Annotated in this window: 26 protein-coding genes and 1 riboswitch; of the genes, 14 read left to right on the top strand and 12 right to left on the bottom strand. The window is 73.0% G+C overall.

All coding sequences use genetic code 11. From position 1 onward, the window contains the following. The first annotated feature begins 48 nt into the window (after positions 1-48). The 5 genes from ACQP09_RS05665 (at position 49) to ACQP09_RS05685 (ending at position 4,879) form a co-directional block, all read left to right on the top strand. Positions 49-1,068, top strand: coding sequence for a DEDDh family exonuclease (locus ACQP09_RS05665; RefSeq protein WP_433396450.1), 1,020 nt, complete (start codon positions 49-51; stop codon positions 1,066-1,068). Positions 1,069-1,131: 63 nt separating this feature from the next. Beyond that, positions 1,132-1,365: a hypothetical protein gene (locus ACQP09_RS05670; RefSeq protein WP_006123591.1), complete on the top strand. Its 234-nt coding sequence runs from the start codon at positions 1,132-1,134 to the stop codon at positions 1,363-1,365. Between the two features lie 79 nt (positions 1,366-1,444). Further along, entirely contained in the window at positions 1,445-2,251 is an 807-nt protein-coding gene (locus ACQP09_RS05675) for an SURF1 family cytochrome oxidase biogenesis protein (protein WP_433396452.1), read from the top strand. A gap of 74 nt (positions 2,252-2,325) precedes the next feature. Then, entirely contained in the window at positions 2,326-4,119 is a 1,794-nt protein-coding gene (locus ACQP09_RS05680; protein ID WP_433396454.1) for a glycoside hydrolase family 15 protein, read from the top strand. Between the two features lie 4 nt (positions 4,120-4,123). Further along, positions 4,124-4,879 carry an SDR family oxidoreductase gene (locus ACQP09_RS05685; protein ID WP_326706512.1) on the top strand — a complete coding sequence of 252 codons (756 nt, stop codon included), beginning with the start codon at positions 4,124-4,126 and terminating at the stop codon, positions 4,877-4,879. 121 nt (positions 4,880-5,000) lie between these two features. Here ACQP09_RS05685 and amaP read toward each other — a convergent pair whose 3' ends face one another. From amaP to ACQP09_RS05710, 5 genes are all read right to left on the bottom strand, one after another. Continuing rightward, a complete protein-coding gene (gene amaP, locus ACQP09_RS05690; protein ID WP_433396456.1) occupies positions 5,001-5,588 on the bottom strand; it encodes an alkaline shock response membrane anchor protein AmaP in 588 nt (195 codons plus the stop codon). Continuing rightward, complete coding sequence (locus tag ACQP09_RS05695; RefSeq protein WP_433396458.1) at positions 5,585-6,253, bottom strand: DUF6286 domain-containing protein; 669 nt, start codon at positions 6,251-6,253, stop codon at positions 5,585-5,587. The genes amaP and ACQP09_RS05695 overlap by 4 nt, the downstream gene beginning before the upstream one ends. Then, on the bottom strand, positions 6,250-6,597 hold the full coding sequence (locus ACQP09_RS05700; protein WP_404069832.1) for a hypothetical protein: 348 nt from the start codon (positions 6,595-6,597) through the stop codon (positions 6,250-6,252). The genes ACQP09_RS05695 and ACQP09_RS05700 overlap by 4 nt, the downstream gene beginning before the upstream one ends. Next, entirely contained in the window at positions 6,594-6,785 is a 192-nt protein-coding gene (locus ACQP09_RS05705; protein WP_012381448.1) for a hypothetical protein, read from the bottom strand. The genes ACQP09_RS05700 and ACQP09_RS05705 overlap by 4 nt, the downstream gene beginning before the upstream one ends. Before the next feature lie 89 nt (positions 6,786-6,874). Further along, on the bottom strand, positions 6,875-7,348 hold the full coding sequence (locus ACQP09_RS05710; RefSeq protein ID WP_432151737.1) for an Asp23/Gls24 family envelope stress response protein: 474 nt from the start codon (positions 7,346-7,348) through the stop codon (positions 6,875-6,877). A gap of 94 nt (positions 7,349-7,442) precedes the next feature. Between ACQP09_RS05710 and ACQP09_RS05715 the strand changes: the two genes are divergently transcribed. Beyond that, a complete protein-coding gene (locus tag ACQP09_RS05715; RefSeq protein ID WP_433396459.1) occupies positions 7,443-8,228 on the top strand; it encodes a hypothetical protein in 786 nt (261 codons plus the stop codon). Between the two features lie 176 nt (positions 8,229-8,404). Here ACQP09_RS05715 and ACQP09_RS05720 read toward each other — a convergent pair whose 3' ends face one another. The 3 genes from ACQP09_RS05720 to ACQP09_RS05730 form a co-directional block, all read right to left on the bottom strand. After that, positions 8,405-9,196 carry an enoyl-CoA hydratase/isomerase family protein gene (locus ACQP09_RS05720; RefSeq protein ID WP_433396461.1) on the bottom strand — a complete coding sequence of 264 codons (792 nt, stop codon included), beginning with the start codon at positions 9,194-9,196 and terminating at the stop codon, positions 8,405-8,407. A gap of 129 nt (positions 9,197-9,325) precedes the next feature. Further along, complete coding sequence (locus ACQP09_RS05725) at positions 9,326-9,547, bottom strand: helix-turn-helix domain-containing protein (RefSeq protein WP_006123601.1); 222 nt, start codon at positions 9,545-9,547, stop codon at positions 9,326-9,328. A gap of 354 nt (positions 9,548-9,901) precedes the next feature. After that, positions 9,902-11,500 (bottom strand): ABC-F family ATP-binding cassette domain-containing protein, encoded by a 1,599-nt coding sequence (locus ACQP09_RS05730; protein WP_404069840.1) that lies wholly within the window; start codon positions 11,498-11,500, stop codon positions 9,902-9,904. Positions 11,501-11,703: 203 nt separating this feature from the next. Here ACQP09_RS05730 and ypfJ point away from each other — a divergent pair, with 203 nt between their 5' ends. Continuing rightward, positions 11,704-12,594 carry a KPN_02809 family neutral zinc metallopeptidase gene (gene ypfJ / locus ACQP09_RS05735; RefSeq protein ID WP_030568156.1) on the top strand — a complete coding sequence of 297 codons (891 nt, stop codon included), beginning with the start codon at positions 11,704-11,706 and terminating at the stop codon, positions 12,592-12,594. A 68-nt stretch (positions 12,595-12,662) separates the two neighbouring features. Here the strand turns inward: ypfJ and ACQP09_RS05740 are convergent, their stop codons facing one another. The 3 genes from ACQP09_RS05740 to ACQP09_RS05750 form a co-directional block, all read right to left on the bottom strand. Further along, the gene (locus ACQP09_RS05740) at positions 12,663-13,988 is read right to left on the bottom strand and encodes a hypothetical protein (RefSeq protein ID WP_433406502.1); all 1,326 of its coding nucleotides are present in this window, start codon (positions 13,986-13,988) and stop codon (positions 12,663-12,665) included. A gap of 185 nt (positions 13,989-14,173) precedes the next feature. Continuing rightward, complete coding sequence (locus ACQP09_RS05745; RefSeq protein ID WP_433396465.1) at positions 14,174-15,301, bottom strand: alpha/beta hydrolase; 1,128 nt, start codon at positions 15,299-15,301, stop codon at positions 14,174-14,176. Positions 15,302-15,372: 71 nt separating this feature from the next. Next, positions 15,373-16,032 carry a class II aldolase/adducin family protein gene (locus tag ACQP09_RS05750; RefSeq protein ID WP_433396467.1) on the bottom strand — a complete coding sequence of 220 codons (660 nt, stop codon included), beginning with the start codon at positions 16,030-16,032 and terminating at the stop codon, positions 15,373-15,375. A 277-nt stretch (positions 16,033-16,309) separates the two neighbouring features. Between ACQP09_RS05750 and ACQP09_RS05755 the strand changes: the two genes are divergently transcribed. The 7 genes from ACQP09_RS05755 (at position 16,310) to ACQP09_RS05785 (ending at position 24,937) form a co-directional block, all read left to right on the top strand. Next, positions 16,310-17,578, top strand: coding sequence for an anion permease (locus ACQP09_RS05755; protein WP_433396469.1), 1,269 nt, complete (start codon positions 16,310-16,312; stop codon positions 17,576-17,578). A gap of 12 nt (positions 17,579-17,590) precedes the next feature. Continuing rightward, positions 17,591-17,827, top strand: coding sequence for a hypothetical protein (locus tag ACQP09_RS05760; RefSeq protein WP_432151730.1), 237 nt, complete (start codon positions 17,591-17,593; stop codon positions 17,825-17,827). Between the two features lie 119 nt (positions 17,828-17,946). Further along, positions 17,947-18,128, top strand: a riboswitch (cobalamin riboswitch). 144 nt (positions 18,129-18,272) lie between these two features. Then, on the top strand, positions 18,273-19,253 hold the full coding sequence (locus tag ACQP09_RS05765) for a cobalamin biosynthesis protein (protein ID WP_433396471.1): 981 nt from the start codon (positions 18,273-18,275) through the stop codon (positions 19,251-19,253). Next, positions 19,250-20,962 (top strand): cobyric acid synthase, encoded by a 1,713-nt coding sequence (locus ACQP09_RS05770; protein ID WP_433396472.1) that lies wholly within the window; start codon positions 19,250-19,252, stop codon positions 20,960-20,962. Before ACQP09_RS05765 ends, ACQP09_RS05770 begins: the two co-directional genes overlap by 4 nt. Then, complete coding sequence (locus tag ACQP09_RS05775) at positions 20,959-22,995, top strand: putative cobaltochelatase (RefSeq protein WP_433396474.1); 2,037 nt, start codon at positions 20,959-20,961, stop codon at positions 22,993-22,995. The genes ACQP09_RS05770 and ACQP09_RS05775 overlap by 4 nt, the downstream gene beginning before the upstream one ends. Then, positions 22,995-23,594, top strand: a complete 600-nt coding sequence (gene cobO, locus ACQP09_RS05780; RefSeq protein ID WP_026237554.1) for a cob(I)yrinic acid a,c-diamide adenosyltransferase — start codon at positions 22,995-22,997, stop codon at positions 23,592-23,594. The genes ACQP09_RS05775 and cobO overlap by 1 nt, the downstream gene beginning before the upstream one ends. After that, complete coding sequence (locus ACQP09_RS05785) at positions 23,588-24,937, top strand: cobyrinate a,c-diamide synthase (RefSeq protein WP_433396476.1); 1,350 nt, start codon at positions 23,588-23,590, stop codon at positions 24,935-24,937. The genes cobO and ACQP09_RS05785 overlap by 7 nt, the downstream gene beginning before the upstream one ends. A gap of 62 nt (positions 24,938-24,999) precedes the next feature. On the opposite strand, the gene ACQP09_RS05790 is transcribed toward ACQP09_RS05785, so the two are convergent. Further along, a complete protein-coding gene (locus ACQP09_RS05790; protein WP_093688274.1) occupies positions 25,000-25,722 on the bottom strand; it encodes a ZIP family metal transporter in 723 nt (240 codons plus the stop codon). Positions 25,723-25,827: the final 105 nt, after the last annotated feature.

A 25,827-nucleotide genomic window follows, 5' to 3' on the forward strand; every position in this document is an offset into this window, starting at 1 on the left:
GCCCCACCCCGCCGAATAGGGCCCTGTCAGTCCCGGCCCGTATTCTCTGTGACCATGCTCGACGACCGCCAGACAGCCGCACCATGGCCGACCGCCTACCCCCAGGGGTACGCGGTCGTCGACGTGGAGACCACCGGCCTCGCCCGGGACGACCGGATCATCTCCGCCGCCGTCTACCGGCTCAACGCCCTCGGCAACGTCGAGGACCACTGGTACACGCTGGTGAATCCGGAGCGGGACCCCGGGCCCGTCTGGATCCACGGGCTGACGAGCGATGTGCTGGAAGGCGCGCCGCTCTTCCCTGAGGTGGCCGAGGAGCTGTCGGCGCGGCTCGCGGACCGGGTGCTCGTCGCGCACAACGCGGCGTTCGACTGGTCGATGATCGCCCGGGAGTACGCACGGGCCTCCGTGGTCGCCCCGGTCGAGCAGCGGCTCTGCACGATCGCGCTCGCCAAGGAGCTGCGGCTGCCGCTGCCCAACCACAAGCTGGCCTCGCTCGCCGCCCACTTCGGCGTCGTACAGCAGCACGCGCACCACGCGCTGGACGACGCCCGGGTGCTGGCCGAGGCGTTCCGGCCGAGTCTGCACGCGGCGGCCCGGGGCGGGGTGCGGCTGCCGTTGCTGGAGTGCCGGCCGCTGACCGAGTGGTCCGACTCCCCCGTGACCCCGCGCGTCGGGTACCGCCCCGCGCGGCAGCCGAACAGCTGGCGGCCCTCGCGGAAGCGGCCGGCCTGCCCGTATCCCAATCCTGGGCGGTACGAGAAGGAGAAGCCGCTCCAGCAGGGGATGCGGGTGGCGTTCTCCGGGGACACCTCGGTCGACCGGGAGCTGCTGGAAGACCGGGCGGTGGAGGCGGGGCTGCATGTGGCGACCAGCGTGTCGCGGCTGACCAGTCTGCTGGTGACCAACGATCCGGACGCGGCGACCTCCAAGACGCAGAAGGCGAAGACGTTCGGCACACCGATCCTGGAGGAGAGCGCCTTCACCCATCTGCTGCGCGATGTGGCCCCCGCCGACCAGGGCGCACGGGGGTCGGTGCCGCCGCAGGCGACCCCGCCGCCGGAGTGAACCCGGCGCGACTCGCCCGGTTGCCGCTCGCCCGGTGGAGCCGGGCGTCCCACCCTGTGGCGCATGGCACGTTGTGAGGTTTGCGGAAACGACTACGGCATGTCCTTCGAGGTGCACGCACAAGGTGCGGTGCACGTCTTCGACTGCTTCTCCTGCGCCATCCACCGCATGGCGCCGATCTGCGAGCACTGCCGGGTCCAGGTGATCGGGCAGGGCGTCGAGGCGGACGGGCACTGGTACTGCGGTGCCCACTGCGCCCGCGCCGAGGGAAAGGCGGGCATCGTGGACAAAGTATGAGGAGAACCATCACTGCCGGGCAGCCCCGGCACCCACCCCTGAGTGCCGCACCCCATGACGCCGGTTGTACGGTCATGGGGTGTACCGCTTCCTGTTGACCCGGCAGTGGGTGATCCTCACCCTGCTGGCTCTCGTACTGATGCCGACGATGGTCGAGCTGGGTTTCTGGCAGTTCCACCGCCATCAGCACCGGGTCGCGCAGAACGAGCTGATCTCGCGGAACCTGAAGGCCGATCCGGCCCCGGTCACCGATCTCACCTCTCCCGGCCACACCGTCCCGCGCGCCGACTACTGGCGGGCGGTGACCGCGACCGGCACGTTCGACAGCGAGCACGAGGTGGTGGTGCGCCGGCGTACGTCCGAGGACGACAAGATCGGCGTCCACGTGCTGACGCCGCTGGACCTCAAGGACGGCGGAACCGTTCTCGTCAACCGCGGCTGGGTGCCCGCCGCGCCGAACCAGACGGCGTTCCCGGACGTGCCGCCCGCACCGCGCGGCGAAGTGACCGTCACCGGGCGGCTCAAGGCGGACGAGACGACCGGCAGCAGCGGGATCAGGGACCTGGCGGGGCTGCCGGACCGGCAGGTGATGCTGATCAACAGCGAGCAGCAGGCGCACCTGCTCTCCCGTGAGGTCCTCGGCGGCTACATCGAGCAGACCGCCCCGGCGCCCTCGGCCGGACTGCCCGAGCAGATCCCCTCCCCGGACGACAGTTCGATCGGCGCGCACATGGCGTACGCCGTCCAGTGGTGGCTGTTCGTCGCCGCCGTCCCGGTCGGCTGGATCATCCTCGTACGGCGGGAGAAGCGCGACCGTGAGGAGGCCGCCGCGAAGGGTGAGCCGGCCGGTACCACCGCCGGGCAGCCGGAGACCGCGAGCGCCTGAAGCTCCGGGCTCTGAGAGCTCCGGCACACCGGGTGGCTGGTTGACGAGGGTCCGGTTCGGGAACACGCCAGAGCGTGACCCCACGCATCGAGGACTACGCTCTGATCGGCGATCTCCAGACCGCCGCGCTCGTCGGCAGGAACGGTTCGATCGACTGGCTCTGCCTGCCGCGCTTCGACTCCGGCGCTTGCTTCGCCGCCCTGCTCGGTGAGGAGGAGAACGGCCACTGGCGCATCGCGCCTGCGGGCACGGACCCATCGGACACCTGTACCCGGCGCGGCTATGCGGGTGATTCGCTGGTCCTGGAGACGTACTGGGAGACCCGGACCGGCACGGTCAAGGTCATCGACTTCATGCCGCAGCGCGACAGGTCGCCCGATGTGATGCGGATCGTCGAGGGCGTCAGCGGGACCGTCGACATGAGCTCCGTGCTGCGGCTGCGGTTCGACTTCGGATCCGTGGTGCCGTGGGTGCGCCGGTCGCACGGCCACCGGGTCGCGGTCGCCGGTCCCGACTCCGTCTGGCTGCGCAGCGAACCGCCGGTCAAGACGTGGGGCCAGCAGTTCAGCACCTGCTCCTCGTTCACCGTCACCGAGGGCGAGAGCGTGGCGTTCGTCCTCACCTGGCACCCGTCGCACTCGCAGCGGCCGAAGCTGATCGACCCGCACAAGGCGTTGAAACACACGCTGCACGACTGGGCGAAGTGGACGGAGCGGTGTACGTACGAAGGGCCGTACCGCGAGGCCGTGCTGCGTTCGCTGATCACGCTCAAGGCGCTGACGTACGCCCCGACCGGCGGCATCGTCGCGGCCCCGACCACCTCGTTGCCGGAGGAGATCGGCGGCGTACGGAACTGGGACTACCGCTTCTGCTGGCTGCGGGACGCCACGCTCACCCTCGGCGCCATGGTCTCGGCCGGCTATCTGGAGGAGGCGGCGGCCTGGCGCGACTGGCTGCTGCGGGCCGTCGCCGGGGACCCGGCGGACCTCCAGATCATGTACGGGCTCGCGGGCGAGCGCCGGCTGCCCGAGATGGAGCTGCCCTGGCTCGGCGGGTACGAGAACTCCCGCCCGGTACGCATCGGCAACGCGGCCGTCCGCCAGCGTCAGCTGGATGTGTACGGCGAGGTCATCGACGCGCTCCGGCTCGCCAAGGTCGCCGGGTTGGACGACAAGCCGCACGCCTGGAACCTCCAGCTCAGCCTGCTCGGCTTCCTGGAGTCGTCGTGGCGGGAGCCGGACGAGGGACTGTGGGAGATCCGGGGTGCGCGGCGCCACTTCGTGCACTCCAAGGTGATGGCCTGGGTCGCCGCCGACCGGGCGGTGTGCTCGCTGGAGGAGAACCCGGAGCTGCCCGGCGACGCGGACCGCTGGCGGGCGATGCGGGACGCCGTCCACGCCGAGGTCTGCGAGAAGGGGTACGACCCCGTCCGGAACACCTTCACCCAGTCCTACGGGTCCGAGGAGCTGGACGCCGCGACGCTGCTCATCGTGCGGACCGGGTTCCTGCCGCCGGACGACCCGCGGGTCATCGGCACGGTCGACGCGGTCCGCGCCGAGCTGGGCAGCGACGGGCTGGTCCGCCGCTACAGCACCGAGGGCGCCTCCGTCGACGGGCTGCCCGGCGACGAGGGGGCGTTCCTGGCCTGCTCGTTCTGGCTGGTGGACGCGTTGCAGCGGATCGGCAGGCCGGACGAGGCGCGGGAGCTGTTCGAGCATCTGCTGGAGCTGCGCAGCGACATGGGACTGCTGGCCGAGGAGTACGACGTCGCGGCCGGGCGGCAGCTGGGCAACTTCCCACAGGCGTTCAGCCATATCGGACTGGTCAACTCCGCGGTCGACCTCGCCGGGGTGGACCCGGCAGGATAGGGCCATGGATCTTGGACTGAAGGACCGCGTGTACATCGTCACCGGCGCGACCCGGGGCCTCGGCAACGCCACGGCGCGGGCCCTGGCCGCCGACGGCGCGAAGGTGATCATCACCGGCCGGGACGCGAAGGGCGCCGAGGAGGCCGCCGCCGAGCTGGGGCCGGACGCCGTGGGGCTCGCCGCCGACAACGCCGACCCGAGCGCCGCGCAGCGGCTGGTGGACACGGCCCGGGAGCGGTTCGGGCGGCTCGACGGCGTGCTGATCAGCGTCGGCGGGCCCGCGCCCGGCTCCGCCGCCGACAACACCGACGACCAGTGGCAGACGGCGTTCGAGACGGTGTTCCTCGGTGCGGTCCGGCTGGCCCGGACGACCGCCGCCGCGCTGGGCGAGGGCGGTGTCATCGGGTTCGTGCTCTCCGGTTCGGTGCACGAGCCGATCGGCGGACTCACCATCTCCAACGGGCTGCGCCCCGGTCTCGCCGGTTTCGCCAAGTCGCTCGCCGACGAGCTGGGGCCGCGCGGCATCCGGGTCGTCGGCGTGCTGCCCGCCCGGATCGACACCGACCGGGTCCGCGAACTGGACGCCCTCTCGGGTGACGCCGAGGCGGCCCGTACGGCCAATGAGGCGCGCATCCCGCTGCGCCGTTACGGGACGCCGGAGGAGTTCGGGAAGACGGCGGCCTTCCTGCTCTCCCCCGCCGCCTCGTATCTGACCGGGATCATGGTGCCGGTCGACGGCGGGTCGCGGCGCGGGTTCTGAGCCGCCGGCGTCCGCCCGGTACGCCCACGGGCAACTCTGAACCGCCGCCCTTCGGCCCGTGTACGTCCACGGGCCGAAGGGACAACGCGCGTTCCGCTCCGTCCCGTACGTCCACGGGCCGTCAGGACACCCGTTCCGCGCGGTGCTTGACGGCCCGCAGCCGTACCTCGGCCGGGAGCTCGTCCAGTCCCGCCGACTCGCGGGCGTGCGCCAGCGCTCCGTCGGCCACCGCGTTCAGCGCCTCCCCGGGCGCGGCGTCCGGCTCCATCAGCAGCCGGATCCGGGCGCGCGGCGCGGTCCGTCGGCCGGTCAGGGCCGCCTGGGCGCGGGCCACGCCGGCCACCTGGCCCGCCTCCTCGGCGAGCACGCCCTCCAGCGCCTTGCCCCGCACCTGCGCGCCCTCGCCGTCGCCGCTGTCGACCAGGACGTCGGCGAGCCGGCCGCGCCGGAGCTGGGCGAGGAGCCACCACAGGGCGAGGACGACCAGCACGGCGAGGATCGCGATCACGGTCGGCCACCACCAGCCCTCGTCGCGCCAGCGGCCCCGGTCGGCGGCGCTGAGCAGCACGTCGTTCTTGCCGTCCCAGGGCCACCAGGTGGGCAGGGAGGCGCCGAGGCCGACGGCGAGCACCGCTCCGCCGACGACGATCAGCACGAGCCCGGCAAGGGCCAGCAGGACCCGGTTGACGGTGGAGCGCATACCGCTCATCCCTTCTTCGCCGGCCGGTGCACCTGGACGGAGAGACCCGGCTCCTTCGCCAGGCCCAGCTCCCCGACGGCCTTGGCCAGCGCGGTGTTCAGGTCGTCGCGTACGTCGTCGAGTTCCCGGAAGTGCGAGAGGGCCCGCACCTTGGCCTTGCGCCGCCCCATCCGGACCCGTACGGACTGCACGCCGGACACCTCCACGGCCCGGTCCCGCAGGACCAGCGCGGCGGCGGTGCGGTCGAGTCCGGCGCGTACGGAGGCGCGGTCGCGGCGCATCGGCAGCAGGTCGCGCAGCCCGGGGGTGAGGGCGAGCAGGAGCAGCCAGAGGCCGACGGCCGCCGCGACCCCGGCCCCGACGAGCACCGCGACATCGTCGAGCTGCCGCTCCGCGAGGCCGTCGGCCAGGGAGCGGCGCCACTGCATGGCCGGGTGCCCGGCGCGTACGGCGGCGATGTCGTAGAGCAGCAGCGCGGCCGCGCCCAGGAGCACCAGGGCCAGCAGCGCGGCCGGGATCCGGCGCGCGGACCAGAAGCGGCCCGCCCGGCCGCCGCCCTGCTCCAGCGTGGGGACCCGGTCGTGGGCGGCGGGCGTGCCGGGCTCGTCCCGGTCCACCGTGGGCATGCGCCGGGTGGAGCCGGCGGGGTCGCCGTGGTCGCCGGGTTCGGTCATCGGATCCTCCCCTGTGCTCCGCTCGTGGCCGGGTGCAGCCGTTCGACCTGGACGGCCACCTCGGGCACCTCCATGCCCGCCAGCGCCTTGACCCGCTGGGCGACCCTGCTCCGTACGGCACCGCACTGGCGGCCGATGTCACCGGGGTAGCCGAGCTCCAGGCTGATCCGGACGCGGGCGGCGTCGCGGTGCACGGTGACCGTGGCGCGCGGGGAGGCACCGTTCTCGGGCGGATCGTCGACGGCTTCCTTCGCCGCCTGGGCGGCGATCTTGGCGACGACCCGGTCGGCGATCCGGGTCTCGCCCCGGTCGGCGGCGGCGACCCGCCCGGTCACCGCCGTCACCGTCGCCGGTCGCCGCGCTCGCGACTCCGGAAGAAGTCGCCGGGCTCCAGGTCACCGTCCAGGAAGCGGCCGGCGATGAAGCCGACCGCACCCAGCGCGGCCACCAGTACGAAGGCTCCGAAGCCGCCGAAATAACCGGCGAACCCGAGCGCCATGCCGGCCAGCAGACCGGCCACAGCCATGCTCATCGTCTCTCCTCAACTGCCTTGCGGCGTCCATGTCTTTCGGCGACACCTGCCTTGCGGCGGGAACCGTCCTTCGGCGGGGAACCCGGAACCTACTGGACGCGGCTCTGATCGCCGTCGTCCTCGTCGTCGTCCTCGTCCGGCAGCTTGACGTCGCTGACCGCGATGTTGACCTCGACGACTTCGAGCCCGGTCATGCGCTCGACCGCGGCGACGACGTTCTGGCGCACATCGCGGGCCACGTCGGAGATGGCGACGCCGTAGTCGACGACGATCTCCAGGTCGAGGGCGGCCTGGGACTCGCCGACCTCGGCCTTCACCCCTCGGGTGACGGACTTGCCGCCGCCGGGGACGCGGTCGCGGACCGCGCCGAAGGTCCGGGACAGGCCGCTGCCCATCGCGTGGACGCCGACCACATCGCGTGCGGCCATTCCGGCGATCTTCTCGACGACGCCGTCGGCGATGGTGGTGCGGCCGCGGGTGCCGGGATCGCCTCCGCCGCGCTTGCTCAGAGGGGATTTGCCCGAACCGCTGTCGGGGCTGTTGCGCTGGGGGGTCTCAGTCATCGCCGCTCTTCCCTTCGGGGCGGGGTGGGGACTTCCTTGCCCACGTTAAGTGCGCTTGCCCGGTCCCGCGCCGTGGATACGGCAGGCTGGGGCGATGACGACGGAGCGGGGCCCGCAGAGGGCCGACGGATGGACGGCTGCGGTACGGCAACGGCTGGGCCTCGGCAGACTGCTCCCCCTGGGTGGTGCCGTGGACGGCACCTGGATCGCGGAGACGGCGGCGGCCTCGGTGCTGCGCGGAGCGGCTGTGGAGGGCGCGGTGCTGGGGACGCTGAGGATCGGGCCGGCCCGGGCGGCGCTCGACGCGGACACGCGGGCGGAGGCGGGCGGTCCGGTGGGGGCGGGAGGTCCGGCGCGGACGGGGGGGCCGGCCGCGGTGGTGGCGGTGCCTCCGGCGCCGCCGAGTGGGCTGCCGCCGGGGCCGCTGCGGATCGAGGCGGAGTTCCGGGCGGCAGGCGACCGCCCGCTGCCCGACGCGGCGGCCGCCCTGCGCGCGGCGCTCGTCACGGCGGCCGCCGCCCGGCTCGGCCTGGACATCGTGGAGGTGGACCTGCGGGTGACTGCATTGTTCGACGACGCTGCGCCCGATCAGGTGACGGACCCGCCCGCGCCCGCCCCGGCCCCGGTGGGGAAGGCCGACGGACCTGCGGGAGAGGCCGCCGCGGCGGTCCCCGGTGTCGTCTCGCTGACCCGGGTCCTCGGCAGCCCCGTACACACCGCCGAGGACCACATCCGCGTCGAGGTGGCGACGGCCGTGGACCGCCGGGCCCTCGATGTGGCCCGGTCGGTGCGCACGGCGGTGTCGGCGGCCACGGGGACCGGGCTGCCGGTGTCGGTGCTGGTCACCGACGTGGTGGAGACGGTCGGCGGGACCCGCTAGGGGTGCTTCCCGGGTCGTTGGTGACGCACGTGCCCGGGGTCCGCGAACCCGGCGGGACCCGCTAGGGGTGCTTCCCGGGTCGTTGGTGACGCGCGTGCCGGGGCCCGCGAGCCCGGCGGGGCCCGCTAGGTCGGCCTCCCGGGACATTGGTGACGCGCGAGCCCCGGCGGGACCCGCTAGTCGGTGATGCCCGCCAGGTCGCGCAGCCTGCGGCCCTGAGCGGCGCGCTCGGCGGTGCGCTGCGCCTCGTAGTCACGCGAAAGGGCGCCGGACAGCAGGGCCTTGGTCTCCACGACGGCGTCGCGCGGGGCGGAGATCAGCGCGGCGGCCAGGTCGCGGGCGGCCGCGTCCAGCTGGTCGGCGGGGACCACGAGGTTGGCGAGGCCGGTGCGCTCGGCCTCCTCGGCGTGGACGAACCGGCCGGTGGCGCAGATCTCCAGCGCGCGGGCGTACCCCACGAGGTTGACCAGGGGGTGGGTGCCCGTGAGGTCGGGGACGAGGCCGAGGCTGGTCTCGCGCATGGCGAACTGCACGTCCTCGGCGACGATCCGCAGATCGCAGGCGAGGGCGAGCTGGAAGCCGGCGCCGATGGCGTGGCCCTGGACGGTCGCGATCGACACGAGGTCGTTGCGGCGCCACCAGATGAACGCCTCCTGGTACTCGGCGATGGTCGCGTCGAGCTCGGCCTCCGGACCGCGCGCCAAGTCGAGGAAGGACGGCTCGCCGTCGAACCCTTCCGGCGTGAAGGCCTGCCGGTCGAGGCCCGCGGAGAAGGACTTGCCCTCGCCGCGGAGCACCACGACGCGGACATCGCCGGGCAGCACCCGTCCGGCCTCGGTCAACGCCCGCCACAGAGCGGGAGACTGGGCGTTGCGCTTGGCCGGGTTGGTGAGCGTCACCGTGGCGACCGCGTCTTCGACGGTGAGCCGTACGCCGTCCTTGTCGAGCACAGGGTCGAGCGAGGTCATGAGGCGCCTCCGGATCGGGTGCAGTCAGCACTCAGTAACTAAGTGACTGAACAGTAACCACCCGGACGACCTCACGGTCAGCCGGGTGGCCACCCCGAATTCCGATGAGCCCGCACGCCTCCGGTCCACTCAGGCCGAAGCGGCCTTCTTGCCTCGTGTGGCTCCGCCGCGTCCTCGCAGCGTCACTCCGGACTCACTGAGCATCCGGTGGACGAACCCGTAGGAGCGGCCGGTTTCCTCGGCCAGCGCCCTGATGCTCGCACCGGAGTCGTACTTCTTCTTCAGGTCTGCCGCGAGCTTGTCACGCGCGGCGCCGGTCACCCGGCTGCCCTTCTTCAGAGTCTCGGCCACCCGTGCCTCCTCTATGGGAAGTGCGCTCTGGACTCTCATGATCACCCCTCCCGCGCTTCCTGGCCACCCATTCGGCAAGGTCGGTGCGACCGGATTCCGGACCGCAGGGCGCTCCGATCCATGCGGAATGCCTGATTCCGAGCGGCCACAGGGACGTGCGGCATCCGCCGGCGAAAGAACCGGCAGGTCAGAGCCGTACGGGGAGCGGGGGTCCGGAAAGGGGCACGCGGCGGGCGAGCGCGGGGCGCACCACCGGGGTACGAGACGTCCTCACGCAGATGGTGGATCACACGTAGGCCGAATGATCTATCCGGAGGGGGTCCACACCCCCTCCGGAGCTGCCTCCGAGCGGGATCAGGCGAGGGCGACGAGGTCCCGGTAGTCGGCACCCCAGAGGTCCTCGACACCGTCCGGGAGCAGGATGATGCGCTCCGGCTGGAGCGCCTCGACCGCGCCCTCGTCGTGGGTGACGAGGACGACGGCGCCCTTGTACGTGCGCAACGCGCCGAGGATCTCCTCGCGGCTGGCGGGGTCGAGGTTGTTCGTCGGCTCGTCGAGCAGGAGCACGTTGGCGGAGGAGACGACCAGGGTCGCGAGCGCGAGCCGGGTCTTCTCACCGCCGGAGAGCACTCCGGCCGGCTTGTCGACGTCGTCGCCGGAGAAGAGGAACGAGCCGAGCGTCTTGCGGACCGCGACGAGGTCGAGGTCGGGCGCGGCGGAGCGCATGTTCTCCAGGACCGTGCGCTCCGGGTCGAGGGTCTCGTGCTCCTGGGCGTAGTAGCCGAGCTTGAGGCCGTGGCCCTCGATGATCTGGCCGGTGTCGGGCTTCTCGGCGCCGCCGAGCAGCCGCAGCAGCGTCGTCTTGCCGGCGCCGTTGAGGCCGAGGATGACGACGCGGGAGCCCTTGTCGATGGCGAGGTCGACGTCGGTGAAGATCTCCAGCGATCCGTAGGACTTGGAGAGGCCCTCCGCCATCAGCGGGGTCTTGCCGCAGGGCGAGGGGTCGGGGAAGCGCAGCTTGGCGACCTTGTCGGAGACCCGTACGGCCTCCAGGCCCGAGAGGAGGCGGTCGGCGCGCTTGGCCATGTTCTGGGCGGCGACGGTCTTGGTGGCCTTCGCGCGCATCTTGTCGGCCTGCGCGTTGAGGGTCGCGGCCTTCTTCTCGGCGTTCTGGCGCTCGCGCTTGCGGCGCTTCTCGTCGGCCTCGCGCTGCTGCTGGTAGAGCTTCCACCCCATGTTGTAGACGTCGATCTGGGAGCGGTTGGCGTCCAGGTAGAAGACCTTGTTGACGACGGTCTCCACGAGGTCGACGTCGTGGGAGATGACGACGAAGCCGCCGCGGTAGTTCTTCAGGTAGTCGCGCAGCCAGACGATGGAGTCCGCGTCGAGGTGGTTGGTCGGCTCGTCGAGGAGCAGCGTGTCGGCGTCGGAGAAGAGGATCCGGGCCAGCTCGACGCGGCGGCGCTGACCGCCGGAGAGCGTGTGCAGGGGCTGGCCGAGCACCCGGTCGGGCAGGCTGAGCGCGGCGGCGATGGTGGCGGCCTCGGCCTCGGCGGCGTACCCACCCTTGGTGAGGAACTCCGTCTCCAGGCGCTCGTACTTCTTCATCGCCTTCTCGCGGGTGGCGCCCTTGCCGTTCGACATCCGCTCCTCGTTCTCGCGCATCTTGCGCAGGATCTCGTCGAGACCCCGGGCGGAGAGGATGCGGTCGCGGGCGAGGATGTCGAGGTCGCCGGTGCGCGGGTCCTGCGGGAGGTAGCCGACCTCGCCGGAGCGGCTGATGGTGCCGCCGGCGGGGGTGCCCTCGCCGGCGAGGCACTTGGTGAGGGTGGTCTTGCCCGCTCCGTTGCGGCCGACCAGGCCGATGCGGTCGCCCTTGGCGATACGGAAGGAGGCGGACTCGATGAGGATGCGGGCGCCGGCGCGCAGCTCGATGCCGGAGGCGGTGATCACGGAAAAACTCCAGGGCAGGTTGGACGGCGGAGGGACGAGGGCGGAGGTCTCTCGACGCCGCTAATGCGCAAGGAGAATGGCCATGGCCCCCATTCTACTGGCGGTGTGCAACTGCTTTTCCGCGTGCCCGCCGGGACGAACCGTCCGATACTCGGCGCAGGGCGGCTCCCCGTCGCCCGCCCCGAGCCGAGGGTGGTGCGCCCGTGCAGTTCGACGACGACGCCGATCTGGACACGTCCGAGGTCCAGGATGTGCGCGGCAGCCGGATTCCGGGCGGGCGGGCCACCGTGGGCGGCGGCATCGTGGGCGTGATCGCGCTGATCCTGGGGCTGCTGTTCGGCGTCGGCCCGGACCAGCTGGGCCTCTCGTCCGGTGATACGGAGCCGGGGGCGGCCTCGTCGTCGGCGGCGCAGGTGCAGGAGAGCTGCCTGAAGGGCCAGGACGCCAACAGCCGGGACGACTGCCGGACGGTGGCGGTGGTCAACAGCGTGCAGGACTTCTGGCGTCAGGAGTTCGAGCGGCGGCGCGGGAGTTACGGGGCCGCCCCGACGGTCCTGTTCAGCGAGCGGGTCGGGACCGCGTGCGGGGCGGCGACCTCGGCGGTGGGTCCGTTCTACTGCCCGGGCGACCGGAAGGTCTATCTGGACCTGGGCTTCTTCGACGAGCTGCGGACGAAGTTCGGCTCCAGCGGCGGCCCGTTCGCGCAGGCGTACGTGATCGCGCACGAGTACGGCCACCATGTGCAGAACCAGACGGGCACGCTGAGCCGGTCGCAGGACGGGCGGCAGGGGGCGGACAGCAACGCGGTGAAGGTGGAGCTGCAGGCCGACTGCTACGCCGGGGTCTGGGCGCACCACGCGACGACGACGCCGGACGAGTCGACGGGCCGGCCGCTGATCACGGAGCTGACCCGGGCGGACATCCGGGACGGCCTGGACGCGGCGGCGGCGGTCGGGGACGACCGGATCCAGGAGCGGTTCCAGGGCCGGGTCACGCCGGAGTCCTGGACGCACGGCTCGTCCGCGCAGCGCCAGCAGTGGTTCTCGACCGGGTTCCGCAGCGGTGACATGGGGCGGTGCGACACCTTCGCCTGAGCCGTGGACCGTGCGCGGGTGGCCCCGGGCCCGCCGGCTGAGCGGTGGGCCCGGGGCCGTACGGACGCTCAGGCTCCGCCGGTGTGGACCTGGAAGGCTGCCCGGCGGACCGCCTTGGCCAGGGCCGGGTCCGGGTGGGCGGCGGCCAGGGCGACCAGGACCTGGACCGTGCGCGGGTGGCCGACGGCTCTGACCTCGTCGAGCAGGGCCGGGACGGTGCCCTGGACGGCGGAGTCGAGGTGGCGCACCAGCAGTCCGGTCTCGCCGTGGTCGGCGACGGCGGCGGCGGTGTCGACCCAGAGCCAGGTGGCCTCCTCACGGCTGAGGATCTCCTGCGCGTCGTCCGGGTCGGCCCCTTCGTACTCGGCGAGCCAGAGCAGCGCGTAGGGCCGCAGCGACGGATGGGTGACCACGGCCCGGACCTCGGGCTCGGCGGGGGCTCCGACGACGCGGAGCGCCTCGAAGGCCAGGCCCCGCAGCAGCGCGTCCTCGCCCCGGGCGACGGCGAGCAGTTCGGCGACGGCGCTGCCGACCGTACGGGCGGCGAGCCAGGCCCGGTATTCGGCGCGGGCCGGTCCGGGGGTGAGGCGGGCGCAGCCGAGCAGCATGTCGGCGGCGGACTGCTCGATGTTCCCGGCCGGGCTCTGGGCGGCCACGCAGATCTGTTCCAGCTTGACCCAGACCGCCCAGTTGCCGAGCGGGGTGAGGGTGGCGTGGCCGTTGCCGAGGGTCAGCGCGCCGACGGCGGCGAGGCCTTCGAGGGCCCAGTCGAGCAGGAGGGCGTCGAGGCCGGCGCTGCGGGCGGGCGCGGGGCGTCCGGCGGTGGGAGCGCTCTCGGCGACCGCACGGCCACCGCCGTACGGGACTTCGCAGCGCTCCTCCTGGAGCTCGGCGATGCGCTGGGCGAGGAGGTCCAGGAGGGCGGGTACGGGGACGGGGCCCGCGGAGAGCTGGAGGAGGGAGAGCACCTGGGGCACGGCTTCGACGGCTTCGGCGACCGCGCCGGTCTCGATGCCCTCGGGCGCGGCGTGGACGAGCGACCAGGCGTCGAAGAGCGCCACCCAGCCGCGCAGCACGGCCGAGTCGTCCCGGTCCCAGGCGCGCAGCCGCCAGCCGGGGCGGGCGGTGTCGCCGTGCAGCTCGATGAGGCCGGCCAGCCGGGCCCGGTCCCAGCCCGCACGGACCTGGGCCGGGGAGAGTTCCAGGGCCGTCGCGGCCCGTTCGAGCGCCTGGGTGGCGAGCGGGGCGGTGCTGCCGGGGGCGGGGGCGCCGGCGGCCCAGTGGGCGATGCGCACGGCGTCGGCGAGGACCGACCGGGCCTGGCGGGCCAGTTCGGTGCGGGGCGGGGTGCCCTCGGGGGGCCTGGGGGCCGGCCTGGTGCGCCGGGTGGACACGGCCCTGCGGGCGGTGGCAAGGGGTCGCGGGCGGACAAGTCGCAGCCTGGAGTCGCGCGGGGTACGGGACGTCACGGGAGCAGTCTTGCCTCTGACGGCCCGAAAGCCCAAACGGAAGCCGTTTCACCGGTACGCGCGGGGTTACCGGGGGTGCGGCGGCCAAAGGGACCGATGCGCCCATCACCTCACATCAGGGGCGTGAGGAAACGCCTGAGGGTCTCTTCGTAGCGGCCGGGGTCCGCGTTCCACATCGACGCATGCGGAGCCTGCTGTACGGCGTGGAGGCTGACCAGGTCCGGGCGGCGGGCCGCGAGCACCCGCGACGGGCCCCACGGCGCGATCGTGTCGTCCGGGCCGTGCACGATCAGCGTCGGGGCGGGCAGCGCGTCGGCCAGGGAGGCGTCCAGGAGCGGGGCCGAGGTCATCCCGGTCCGGCCCTGGGCTGCGCGGACGGCCAGCGGCAGCAGGGCGGCGGGAACGCCCCGGGCGGCGGCGAGGGCGCGCAGCGTGGTCGGCCAGTCCAGGACCGGGGAGTCCAGGACGAGGCCGCCGACGCGGTCGCGCAGCGGGGAGTTCACGGCGGCGTGCAGGGCCATGGAGGCGCCGGTGGACCAGCCGTACAGGATCACGTTCCGGGCGCCGTAGCGGACGGCGAAGCGCATCGCGGCGTCCAGGTCACGCCACTCGGAGGCGCCGAGGTGGCCGAGGCCGTCGGCGGGGCGCGGGGCTCCGGCGTCACCTCGGTAGGCGAGGTCCAGCACGGGGAACTGCTGGTCGCTCAGGAAGCCCATCAGGTTCATGGGGTGCGCGCGGGTGGTGCCGAGGCCGTGCGCGGTGATGATCCAGGTGTCGCGCTTGCCGGGGACCCACCAGGCGGGCAGTCCGCCGAGCTCGCCGGGGATCTCGACCTCCCGGAACTCCAGGCCGAGCGCGCTGCCCGGGTCGCCGCGGTACAGCTCGGGGGTGAGGCGGACCTTGTCGCCGGGTTCGAGGAGGCCGTGGGTGATCCGCTCCAGGGTGCGGACGACGGTGTCGGCGGTGGACTCGGCCCCTTCCACGACGGGCCCGACCACGGCGTGGACTCCGGAGCCCTCGATCCCGTACGTACCGGGGCGGAGCGCGGTGAGGGAGCGGGTCAGCGTGATCCGCTCGATCGCCGTGGCGTGCACGGTGAGTCTGCGGTCGGCGGGCAGGGGCCGTCCGGGCGCCGCCTTGAGGGCGGCGTCGCTGGCGTACCGGCCGGCCGCGACCGCTGCCGCGCCGGCGCCGAGGATCGTGGTGACGGCCGTTGCCGTCGCAGTTGCCGGGCGCACCGCTTCAGTGTCGTGGTACGGCCGCCGTGGTGCCAGTGGGCGGGGGCCGTCCGGTGCGGCGGCTCTCCAGGTCAGCCGGGCTGGCCGTATCCCTTGAGCGCCTCGGTCACCTCGTCGAGCTGGGCCGCGCTGAGCAGGGACGGGGTGCGGCCGGGCAGCGCGCTCGCGGTGAGCCAGAGGCGGCAGAGCCACTCCAGCTGGGCGGTGCGCTCGTAGGCCTGGTCGAGGGTGGAGCCGTAGGTGACGGTGCCGTGGTTGGCCAGCAGGCAGCCGGTGCGGCCGCGCAGCGCGGTGAGCATGGCGTCGGCCAGCTCGGGCGTGCCGTAGCGGGCGTACGGGGCGGTGCGTACGGGGCCGCCGAGGAGTGCGGCCGCGTAGTGGACGAGCGGCACCTCGGTGACGAGGGTGGAGACGGCGGTGGCGTGCACCGCGTGGGTGTGGACCACGGCGGCGGCGTCGGTCTCCGCGTAGACCGCGAGGTGGAGCGGGAGTTCGCTGGTGGGCCTGAGCTCCCCCAGCACCTGCCGCCCGGCCAGGTCGACGCCGACCGCGTCCTTGGCTCCGAGCCGGTCGTACGGGACTCCGGTGGGCGTCACCAGGACCAGGTCTCCGACGCGGGCCGACACATTGCCGGAGGTGCCGACGACCAGGCCGTCGGCGGCGCTGCGGCGGGCGGTCGCGACCACGTCCCGCCAGGCCTGGAGGACCGATTCCGGCTGCTGCTCGCTCATGCGGCGAGCGTAGGGGTGACCGTGGGAAAGCGGAACGTGATGCCCCACGTGACCGGGATCTCTTTCGGGGCCATATGTGACCGTCAAAAACTTCGCCAACGAGGGGTAAAGGGCAGACCAGCCGGTGCCCCACGGGCGTCCCGCAGCCCCTCCCGCACACAAACGGAACCACCGCACTCCGATTCGGGTCACCACAGCGCCCCGCCCAGTTCATCTTCCGTTCACCCAGGTTGCCTACGGTCCACGAGCCACTGACGTCGAACGATTGCCTGGGTAAATGGAACACATCACGCTGCTGCTTGCGATTGTGGTCGTAACAGCTCTCGTGTTCGATTTCACGAACGGTTTCCACGACACCGCCAACGCGATGGCGACCACCATCTCGACCGGCGCGATGAAGCCCAAGACAGCGGTGGCCATGTCCGCCGTTCTCAACCTGATCGGCGCGTTCCTGTCGGTGGAGGTCGCCAAGACGATCTCCGGCGGGATCGTCAACGAAAACGGCATCAGAACAGAGGTCATCTTCGCGGCGCTCGTCGGCGCCATCCTGTGGAATCTCTTCACCTGGCTGCTGGGGCTTCCCTCCAGCTCCTCCCACGCCCTGTTCGGCGGTCTGATCGGTGCGGCCGTGATGTCGGCCGGCTGGTCCTCGATCAACGGCGGCACCGTCGTCACCAAGGTGCTGCTCCCCGCGATCGCCGCCCCGCTGGTCGCCGGTATCGCCGCGATGCTGGCCACCCGGCTGACGTACCGGATCAACCGGAACGTCACCGACCCGAACCAGCAGAAGTCGACCGCCAAGGGCTACCGGGCCGGGCAGATCGCCTCCGCCGGTCTCGTCTCGCTCGCCCACGGCACCAACGACGCGCAGAAGACGATGGGCATCATCACGCTGGCGCTGGTCACCAGCGGTGTCCTGGCCCCGGGCTCCAACCCGCCCATGTGGGTCATCGTCTCGGCCGGTGTCGCCATCGCGCTCGGCACCTACCTCGGCGGCTGGCGCATCATCCGCACCATGGGCAAGGGCCTCACCGACCTCCAGCCGCCGCAGGGCTTCGCCGCCCAGACCAGCGCGGCGACCGTCATCCTGGCCTCCTCGCACCTCGGCTTCTCGCTCTCCACCACCCAGTCCTGCTCGGGTGCCGTGATGGGCGCGGGTCTCGGCCGCAAGGGCGGCGTGGTCCGCTGGTCCACCGCCACCCGGATGTTCGTCGCCTGGGGCCTCACGCTCCCGGCCGCGGGCCTGGTCGGCGCGGGCGCCGAGTTCCTCACCAAGCAGGGCCCCTGGGGCATCGCCGTCACGGCGGTCATCCTGGTCGGCGGCTCCTTCGCCATCTGGCTGGCCTCGCGCCGCGAGCCGGTCGACCACACCAACGTCAACGACACCGACGGCACGACGGCCGACGAGCCGCAGGGCGTCGTCACCACCGCCATGGCCGCGGTCGCGCCGCCGCCCACCGCCGGTGCGGTCTCCGAGCTCTCGACCACCATCCCGGCCCCGGCCGCGGCATCCGACGACACGCCCCGCCCCGCGGCCACGGTGTAAGGACAGATCCGTATGAAAATCGACTGGGCAGCACTCGCCTCCGTCTTCGGTGTCAGTCTCGTGGTCACCGTCGCACTGGTCGGCGTCTTCACCCTGGGCATCGTCGCCCTCTCCAAGCTGTCGGCCCCGGCCGGCAGTGCCACCGGTGCCACCGGCGGTTCGGCCGCACTGGCGCGCACCGGCGCGTACGCCGCCTTCGCGGGTTGCGTGGCGGCGGTCGCGTACGGGATCTATCTGATCGTCGCCTGACCGCACCGCGACACGTTCCTCCGGGCCGGACACACCACCGTGTGTCCGGCCCGATGTGCGTCTGCGCACACCGGCCCTTCGCAGGTCAACAGCAAGTTGACGGCCGTTCTCGCAGCGTGGTGGACTGCCGGAGCCATTTACGGCGACAGAAGAGGAAGCCGGTGCGAATCCGGCGCGGTCCCGCCACTGTCACCGGGGAGCACTCCCCCACACCGGATGTCACGGCCCTCCTGACCGAGGGCTGGAAGGCCGGGGGAAGTGCGGATCCGGAAGCCAGGAGACTCTTGTCGCCGGTCACGTCGAACCAGGGCGCGGACCCTGAGTGAGGACATAAGCCATGCCCGGCCGCCGTGCGCCGCATCCTGTGCCTGTTCCGACACCTCTTCCGGTACCTCTCGCGGTACCTCTCCGTGCCGGAACGCCTCTGCCCACGGCAGACTGAACCGTGCGTGTCGATCGCGTTTTCGCGTACGGCGCCACCGCCGGGCTGATCGCCGACGCGGCTCTCGGCGACCCGCGCCGGGGCCACCCCGTCGCCGGGTTCGGCCGGGCGGCCGCGCGGGTGGAGTCCCTGCTGTGGCGGGACGACCGGGGCCGGGGCGCGCTGCACACCCTGCTCTGCGCCGGAGGCGCCGTGGGGGCCGCCGCGCTGGCCGCCCGTGCCGTACGGAACCGTCCCGCGCTCGCCGTCGCGCTGACGGCAGCCACCACCTGGTCGGTCGTCGGCGGTACGTCGCTGGGCCGGGAGGCCCGCGCCATCGGGGGCGCGCTGGCCGCCGGTGACCTGGAGGTGGCCCGGGAGCGGCTGCCGCATCTGTGCGGGCGCGATCCGCAGGCCCTGGACGGGCCGCAGATCGCCCGCGCGGTCGTGGAGTCGGTCGCGGAGAACACCTCGGACGCCGTCGTCGGCGCGCTGGTGTGGGGCGCGATCGGCGGGGTGCCGGGGCTCGTCGGCTTCCGGGCCGTGAACACGCTCGACGCGATGGTCGGCCACAAGTCGCCCCGCCACCGGCGTTACGGCTGGGCCTCGGCCCGCCTGGACGACGTGGCGGGATGGCCCGGCGCCCGGCTGACGGCCGCGCTGGCCGTGGTGGGCGGCGGGCGGCCTGCGGAGGCCGTACGCGCCTGGAAGGCGGACGCGGGGCGGCACCCGAGCCCGAACGCGGGGCCGGTGGAGGCCGCGTTCGCGGGGGCGCTCGGTGTACGGCTCGGCGGGACGCTGGCGTACGCGGGGCGCGTCGAGCACCGGCCGGTGCTGAACGGGGAGTCGGGCCGGGAGGTCCGGAGCTCCGACATCGAACGCGCGGTGCGGCTGTCGCGGCGGGTGAGTGTGCTGGCCCTCGGGGTGTGCGTGGTGGGCCGGTTGGCTGTGGGGCGTGTGGTCGCGGGGCGGTCGTCGGCAGGACAGGGGCGGGGACTGGCATGAGTGGTGGGCTGCTGGTCGCGGGGACGACCTCGGACGCGGGCAAGAGCGTCGTCACGGCGGGCATCTGCCGCTGGCTGGTGCGCCGGGGCGTGAAGGTCGCGCCGTTCAAGGCGCAGAACATGTCCCTCAACTCCTTTGTGACCCGTGAGGGCGCGGAGATCGGACGCGCGCAGGCCATGCAGGCACAGGCCGCCCGGGTCGAGCCGACCGCGCTGATGAACCCGGTGCTGCTCAAGCCCGGCAGCGACCGCTCCAGCCAGGTCGTCCTGATGGGCAAGCCGGTCGGCGAGATGAGCGCCCGGGGGTACCACGGCGGCCGGCAGGAGGCGCTGCTCGGGACGGTCACGGACTGTCTGGAGCGGCTGCGGTCGACCTATGACGCGGTGATCTGTGAGGGGGCGGGCTCGCCTGCGGAGATCAATCTGCGGCGGACCGACATCGTGAACATGGGGATCGCACGGGCCGCGAGGTTCCCGGTGCTGGTGGTCGGGGACATCGACCGGGGCGGGGTCTTCGCGTCGTTCTTCGGGACGACGGCGCTGCTGAGCGCGGAGGACCAGGCGCTGGTCGCCGGGTACCTGGTGAACAAGTTCCGGGGTGACGTCTCGCTGCTGGAGCCGGGGCTGGACATGCTGTACGGGCTGACCGGGCGCCGTACGTACGGAGTGCTGCCGTACGCCCATGGGCTCGGCATCGACGAGGAGGACGGCCTGCGGGTGTCCCTGCGCGGGGCGGTGCGGGAGTCGGTCGTGGCGCCGCCGCACGGGGAGGACGTGTTGCGGGTCGCGGTCTGCGCGGTGCCGTTGATGTCCAACTTCACGGACGTGGACGCGCTGGCCGCCGAACCGGGCGTCGTCGTGCGGTTCGTGGACCGGGCCGAGGAGCTGGCCGACGCGGACCTGGTCGTCGTGCCCGGGACGCGCGGCACGGTGAAGGCGCTGGCCTGGCTGCGTGAGCGCGGTCTCGCGGAGGCGCTGGTGCGGCGGGCGCGCGAGGGCCGGCCGGTGCTGGGGATCTGCGGTGGGTTCCAGGTGCTCGGTGAGCGGATCGAGGACGAGGTGGAGTCGCGGGCAGGGGTCGTGGACGGGCTGGGGGTCCTTCCCGTACGCGTGCGCTTCGACCGGGCCAAGACGCTGGCGCGGCCGGTGGGTTCGGCGCTCGGTGAGACGGTGGAGGGGTACGAGATCCACCACGGGGTGGCCGACGTACGGGGCGGCGAGCCGTTCCTGGACGGGTGCCGGGTCGGGGCGGTGTGGGGGACGCACTGGCACGGGTCGCTGGAGAGCGATGGGTTCCGGCGGCGGTTCCTGGAGGAGGTGGCGCGGGCCGCCGGGCGGCGGTTCGTGCCTGCGCCGGACACCTGTTTCGGGGAGCTGCGGGAGGAGCAGCTGGATCGGCTGGGGGATCTGGTGGAGGAGCACGCGGATACGGATGCGTTGTGGCGGTTGATCGAGGGGGGCGCGCCGGTGGGGTTGCCGTTCGTGCCGCCGGGGGCGCCGCCGTTGGGGACGGGTGCGGGTTCGTCGGAGAGCCGGGGCGCTGCCCCGGACCCCGCTCCTCAATCGCCGGAGGGGCTTGAAAATCCCGGGTCCGCTGGGTCAAAGGGCCAGGGGCTTGATTTCGCCGGGTCCGCTGGGTCAAAGGGCGAGGGGCTTGTAGCGACCGGTCGCGTCGAAGCTGAAGAGCATGTCAACGAGGAGGCCTTGTGAGTACGCCGTATCCCTTCACCGCGATCGTCGGGCAGGACGATCTGCGGCTCGGGCTGTTGCTGAATGCCGTCAGTCCGGCCGTCGGCGGTGTGCTCGTGCGGGGTGAAAAGGGGACCGCCAAGTCCACCGCCGTGCGGGCGCTCGCCGCGCTGATGCCGGAGGTCTCCGTCGTCCCCGGGTGCCGGTTCTCCTGTGATCCGGTCTCGCCCGATCCGGCGTGTCCTGACGGGCCGCACGCGGAGGCGGCCGGTGTGTCGCGGGCCGCGCGGACCGTGGAGTTGCCCGTCGGGGCGTCCGAGGACCGGCTCGTGGGGGCGCTGGACATCGAGCGGGCGCTGTCCGAGGGCGTGAAGGCGTTCGAGCCGGGGCTGCTGGCGGACGCGCATCGCGGGATCCTGTACGTCGACGAGGTCAACCTCCTCCACGACCACCTGGTGGACCTGCTGCTGGACGCGGCGGCCATGGGTGCCTCGTACGTGGAGCGCGAAGGCGTCTCCGTACGGCATGCGGCACGGTTCCTGCTGGTCGGGACGATGAACCCGGAAGAGGGCGAGCTGCGGCCGCAGTTGCTGGACCGGTTCGGGCTGACCGTGGAGGTGGCCGCCTCCCGGGACACCGAAGAGCGGGTGGAGGTCGTACGGCGCCGGCTCGCGTACGACGACGATCCCGAGGGGTTCGCCGCGCGCTGGGCCGAGGAGGAGAGCGCCCTGCGCGAGCGGATCGCCGCCGCGCGCGCCCTGCTGCCCCGGGTCGTGCTCGGTGACGGCGTGCTGCGGCAGATCGCCGCCACCTGCGCCGCGTTCGAGGTCGACGGGATGCGGGCCGACATCGTGATGGCCCGTACCGCGACCGCGCTCGCCGCCTGGGCCGGACGCGAGGAGGTCACCGCCGACGACGTACGGCAGGCCGCTCTGCTGGCGCTCCCCCACCGGCGGCGCCGCAACCCGTTCGACGCGCCGGGCCTGGACGAGGACAAGCTCGATCAGACCTTGGACGAGGCAGGCCCGCAGGAGGACAACGACGGCGACGACGATCCCGATCCCGGTCCTGATGGCGGCGGTGACGGTGGGGGTGGCGGTGGTGTGCCGCCTCAGGCCGATGGGGACCGCACCCCGCCGCAGGGGTCGGAGGGCGACGACACGCCGTCCCAGGCCCCCGAGTCCGCCCCCGACGCGCCCGGCCGGTCCGCCGGAGCCGAGCAGCAGCCGGTGGCGGCCGCCGAGCCGTTCCGTACGAAGGTGCTCAGCGTTCCCGGGCTGGGTGAAGGTGCTGCGGGACGGCGTTCCCGGGCCCGAACTGCGCAGGGTCGGACCACAGGATCGGTCCGGCCACAAGGCGCTCTCACCAAACTGCACCTCGCCGCCACCGTCCAGGCCGCCGCACCGCACCAGCATGCGCGCGGGCGCTCTGGGCGCGGGCTCGTGGTGCGGCGGGACGATCTGCGGCAGGCGACCCGGGAGGGACGCGAGGGCAACCTCGTGCTGTTCGTCGTGGACGCGTCCGGGTCGATGGCGGCCCGGCAGCGGATGAGCGCGGTCAAGGGGGCTGTGCTGTCGCTGCTGCTCGACGCCTACCAGCGGCGGGACAAGGTCGGTCTGGTCACCTTCCGGGGCAAGCAGGCCGAGGTGGCGCTGCCGCCGACCTCCTCCGTGGACGCGGCCGCCGCCCGGCTGGAGTCGCTGCCGACCGGGGGCCGTACTCCGCTGGCCGCCGGGCTGCTCAAGGCCCATGACGTGCTGCGCGTCGAGCGGCTGCGCGACCCGTCGCGCCGGCCGCTGCTCGTCGTCGTCACGGACGGGCGGGCGACCGGCGGGCCGGAGCCGGTGGCGCTCGCGGGACGGGCCGGACGGCTGCACCGCTCGGAGGGGACGGCCTCGGTCGTCGTGGACTGCGAGTCGGGGTACGTACGCCTCGGTCTCGCCGGGGAGCTGGCCCGGGAACTGGGAGGCACCGCCGTCACGCTCGACGAGCTGCGGGCCGACTCGATCGCCGGGCTCGTCAAGGACGTCACCGCAGCCGGGAGGGCCGCTTAATGCCGCAGGGACAGCCGACATCGGTGCCGGACGACGGGCTCACCACCCGTCAGCGGCGCAACCGCCCGCTCCTGTTCGTCCACACGGGCATAGGCAAGGGCAAGTCGACAGCAGCTTTTGGGCTCGCGCTGCGGGCCTGGAACCAGGGGTGGCCGATCGGGGTGTTCCAGTTCGTGAAGTCGGCGAAGTGGAAGGTCGGCGAGGAGAACGCGCTGAAGGTGCTCGGCGCGAGCGGCGAGGGCGGCACGGTCGACTGGCACAAGATGGGCGAGGGCTGGTCCTGGGTCCAGCGCGACGGCCAGCTCGACAATGAGGAGAAGGCCCGCGAGGGCTGGGAGCAGGTCAAGCGCGACCTCGCGGCGGAGACGTACAAGCTGTATGTGCTCGACGAGTTCGCCTATCCGCTGCACTGGGGCTGGATCGACACCGACGAGGTCGTCGAGGTCATGCGGAACCGGCCCGGCACCCAGCATGTGGTGATCACCGGCCGCAACGCGCCGGACGCGCTCATCGAGGCCGCCGACCTGGTGACCGACATGTCGAAGGTCAAGCACCCGATGGACGCGGGGCAGAAGGGCCAGAGGGGCATCGAGTGGTGAGTACGCCCCGTCTGGTCATCGCCGCTCCGGCCTCCAACAGCGGCAAGACCACCGTCGCCACCGGCCTGATGGCCGCCTTCACCGCGCGCGGGCTCGCCGTCTCGCCGCACAAGGTGGGGCCGGACTACATCGATCCCGGGTACCACTCGCTGGCGACGGGCCGTCCCGGCCGGAATCTCGACGCGTACATGTGCGGGCCGGAGCTGGTCGCTCCGCTCTTCGCACACGGGGCGGCGGGGTGCGACCTCGCCGTGGTCGAGGGCGTGATGGGGCTGTACGACGGTGCCTCGGGTCAGGGTGAGCTGGCGTCGACCGCGCAGGTGGCGAAGCTGCTCAAGGCGCCGGTGGTGCTGGTGGTCGACGCGTCCTCGCAGTCGCGTTCGGTGGCGGCGCTGGTGCACGGATTCGCCTCCTGGGACCCTCAGGTGCGGATCGGCGGGGTGATCCTGAACAAGGTGGCCTCGGACCGGCACGAGGCGCTGTTGCGGGACGCGTTGGACGAGTCGGGCCTGCCGGTGCTCGGCGTGATCCGGCGGGCCCCTCAGGTCGCGACGCCCTCGCGCCACCTGGGTCTGGTGCCGGTGGCCGAGCGGCAGGGCGATGCGGTGGATGCCGTACGGGCCATGGGTGAGCGGGTCCTCGCCGGGTGTGACCTGGACGCGCTGATGGCGCTGGCGCGGACGGCGCCCGCGCTGGCGGACGAGCCGTGGGAGCCCGCGTACGCCTCTGCGGAGGGCCCCAGGCCCGTCGTCGCCGTCGCCGGCGGGGCGGCGTTCACCTTCGCGTACGCGGAACACGCCGAGCTGTTGACGGCGGCCGGTGCGGAGGTGGTGGTCTTCGACCCGCTGCGGGACGAGAAGCTGCCGGCGGGGACGGCGGGGCTGGTGATCGGCGGCGGGTTCCCGGAGATGTACGCCCCCGAGCTGTCGGCCAACGAGCCGCTGCGACGGGCGGTGACCGAACTGGCCCTGAGCGGTGCTCCGGTGGCGGCCGAGTGTGCGGGGCTGCTCTATCTGGCACGGGAGCTGGACGGAAAGCCGATGTGCGGGGTGCTGGACGCGGAGGCCCGGATGTCGGAGCGGCTCACGCTCGGGTACCGGCAGGCGGTGGCGGTCTCGGACAGCCCGCTGGCGGCGGCCGGGACCCGGATGCGCGGCCATGAGTTCCACCGGACGGTGCTGGAGCCGGGAGCGGGGCCGGTGCCCGCCTGGGGCATGCACCAGCCGGGGCGGCGGGTGGAGGGGTACGTCCAGCGGGGCGTGCACGCCAGCTATCTGCACACCCACTGGGCGGCCTCGCCCGGGGTGGCCCGGCGGTTCGTGGAGCCCTGCCGGGTGCGGTGAGTTCGTGGAGCACTGCCGGGTGCGGTGAGGCGTACCAGGGCGCACGCCGGCGCACGTACAGCTCACTCGGCGATGCCGACCACCAGCCAGATGAAGCCCACGCCCCCGATGGTGCAGAGAAGGGTGGAACGGGCGGGATGGGTGTGGTGTGCCTCGGGAAGAATCTCCGCAGCGGCCAGGTAGAGCAGGGCTCCGCCGAAGAATCCGAGATAGCCGCCGAGCAGTTCCTCCGGAAGGGTGAACAGCAGCGTCGTCGCGGCGCCCACGACCGGGGCCACGGCTGCCGCGAACAGCATCAGGAGCGCCTTGCGACGGGCGTTCCCGTAAAGACTGGTGAGGGTGTACGTGTTGAATCCGTCGGCGAAGTCATGACTGATCACCGCCAGCGCGACGGCCACGCCCATGGCTCCGCTGACCTGGAAGGCGGCGCCGAGCGCGATGCCGTCCATCAGGCTGTGGCCGACCATCGCGGCGGCCGCCGTCAGCCCCACCTGCGGCACGCGCTCACCGCTCGCCCCATGTGCCACCTGGCGTACGGCGAGCAGTCCCTCCACCAGGTGGGCCACCAGGAAGCCGCCGACGAAGAGCAGCAGAGCGGCGGGCACACCGAAGACCGGGGTGCCCGCGGCCTCCATCGCCTCCGGCAGGAGGTCCAGGCCGACCACGCCGAGCATCAGCCCGCCCGCGAAGCCGAGCACCAGGTGGCGGCGGTCGGTGACGCGTTGCGCGACCCAGCCGCCGGCCAGAGTCATCAGGAACGCGCCGAGCGCGACGAACACCGCCATGGGGTCTTGCTAGTCGATCGGCACGGTCGGCCGCATCTCAGGGTGTCCTTACCGGGGCCGCCCGCGTCCGCCCGTACGCCGAGGCCCGTGAGCCGTAAGGCCGCC

It is taken from the genome of Streptomyces sp. CA-146814, from assembly GCF_050942385.1.
GTDB lineage: Bacteria > Actinomycetota > Actinomycetes > Streptomycetales > Streptomycetaceae > Streptomyces.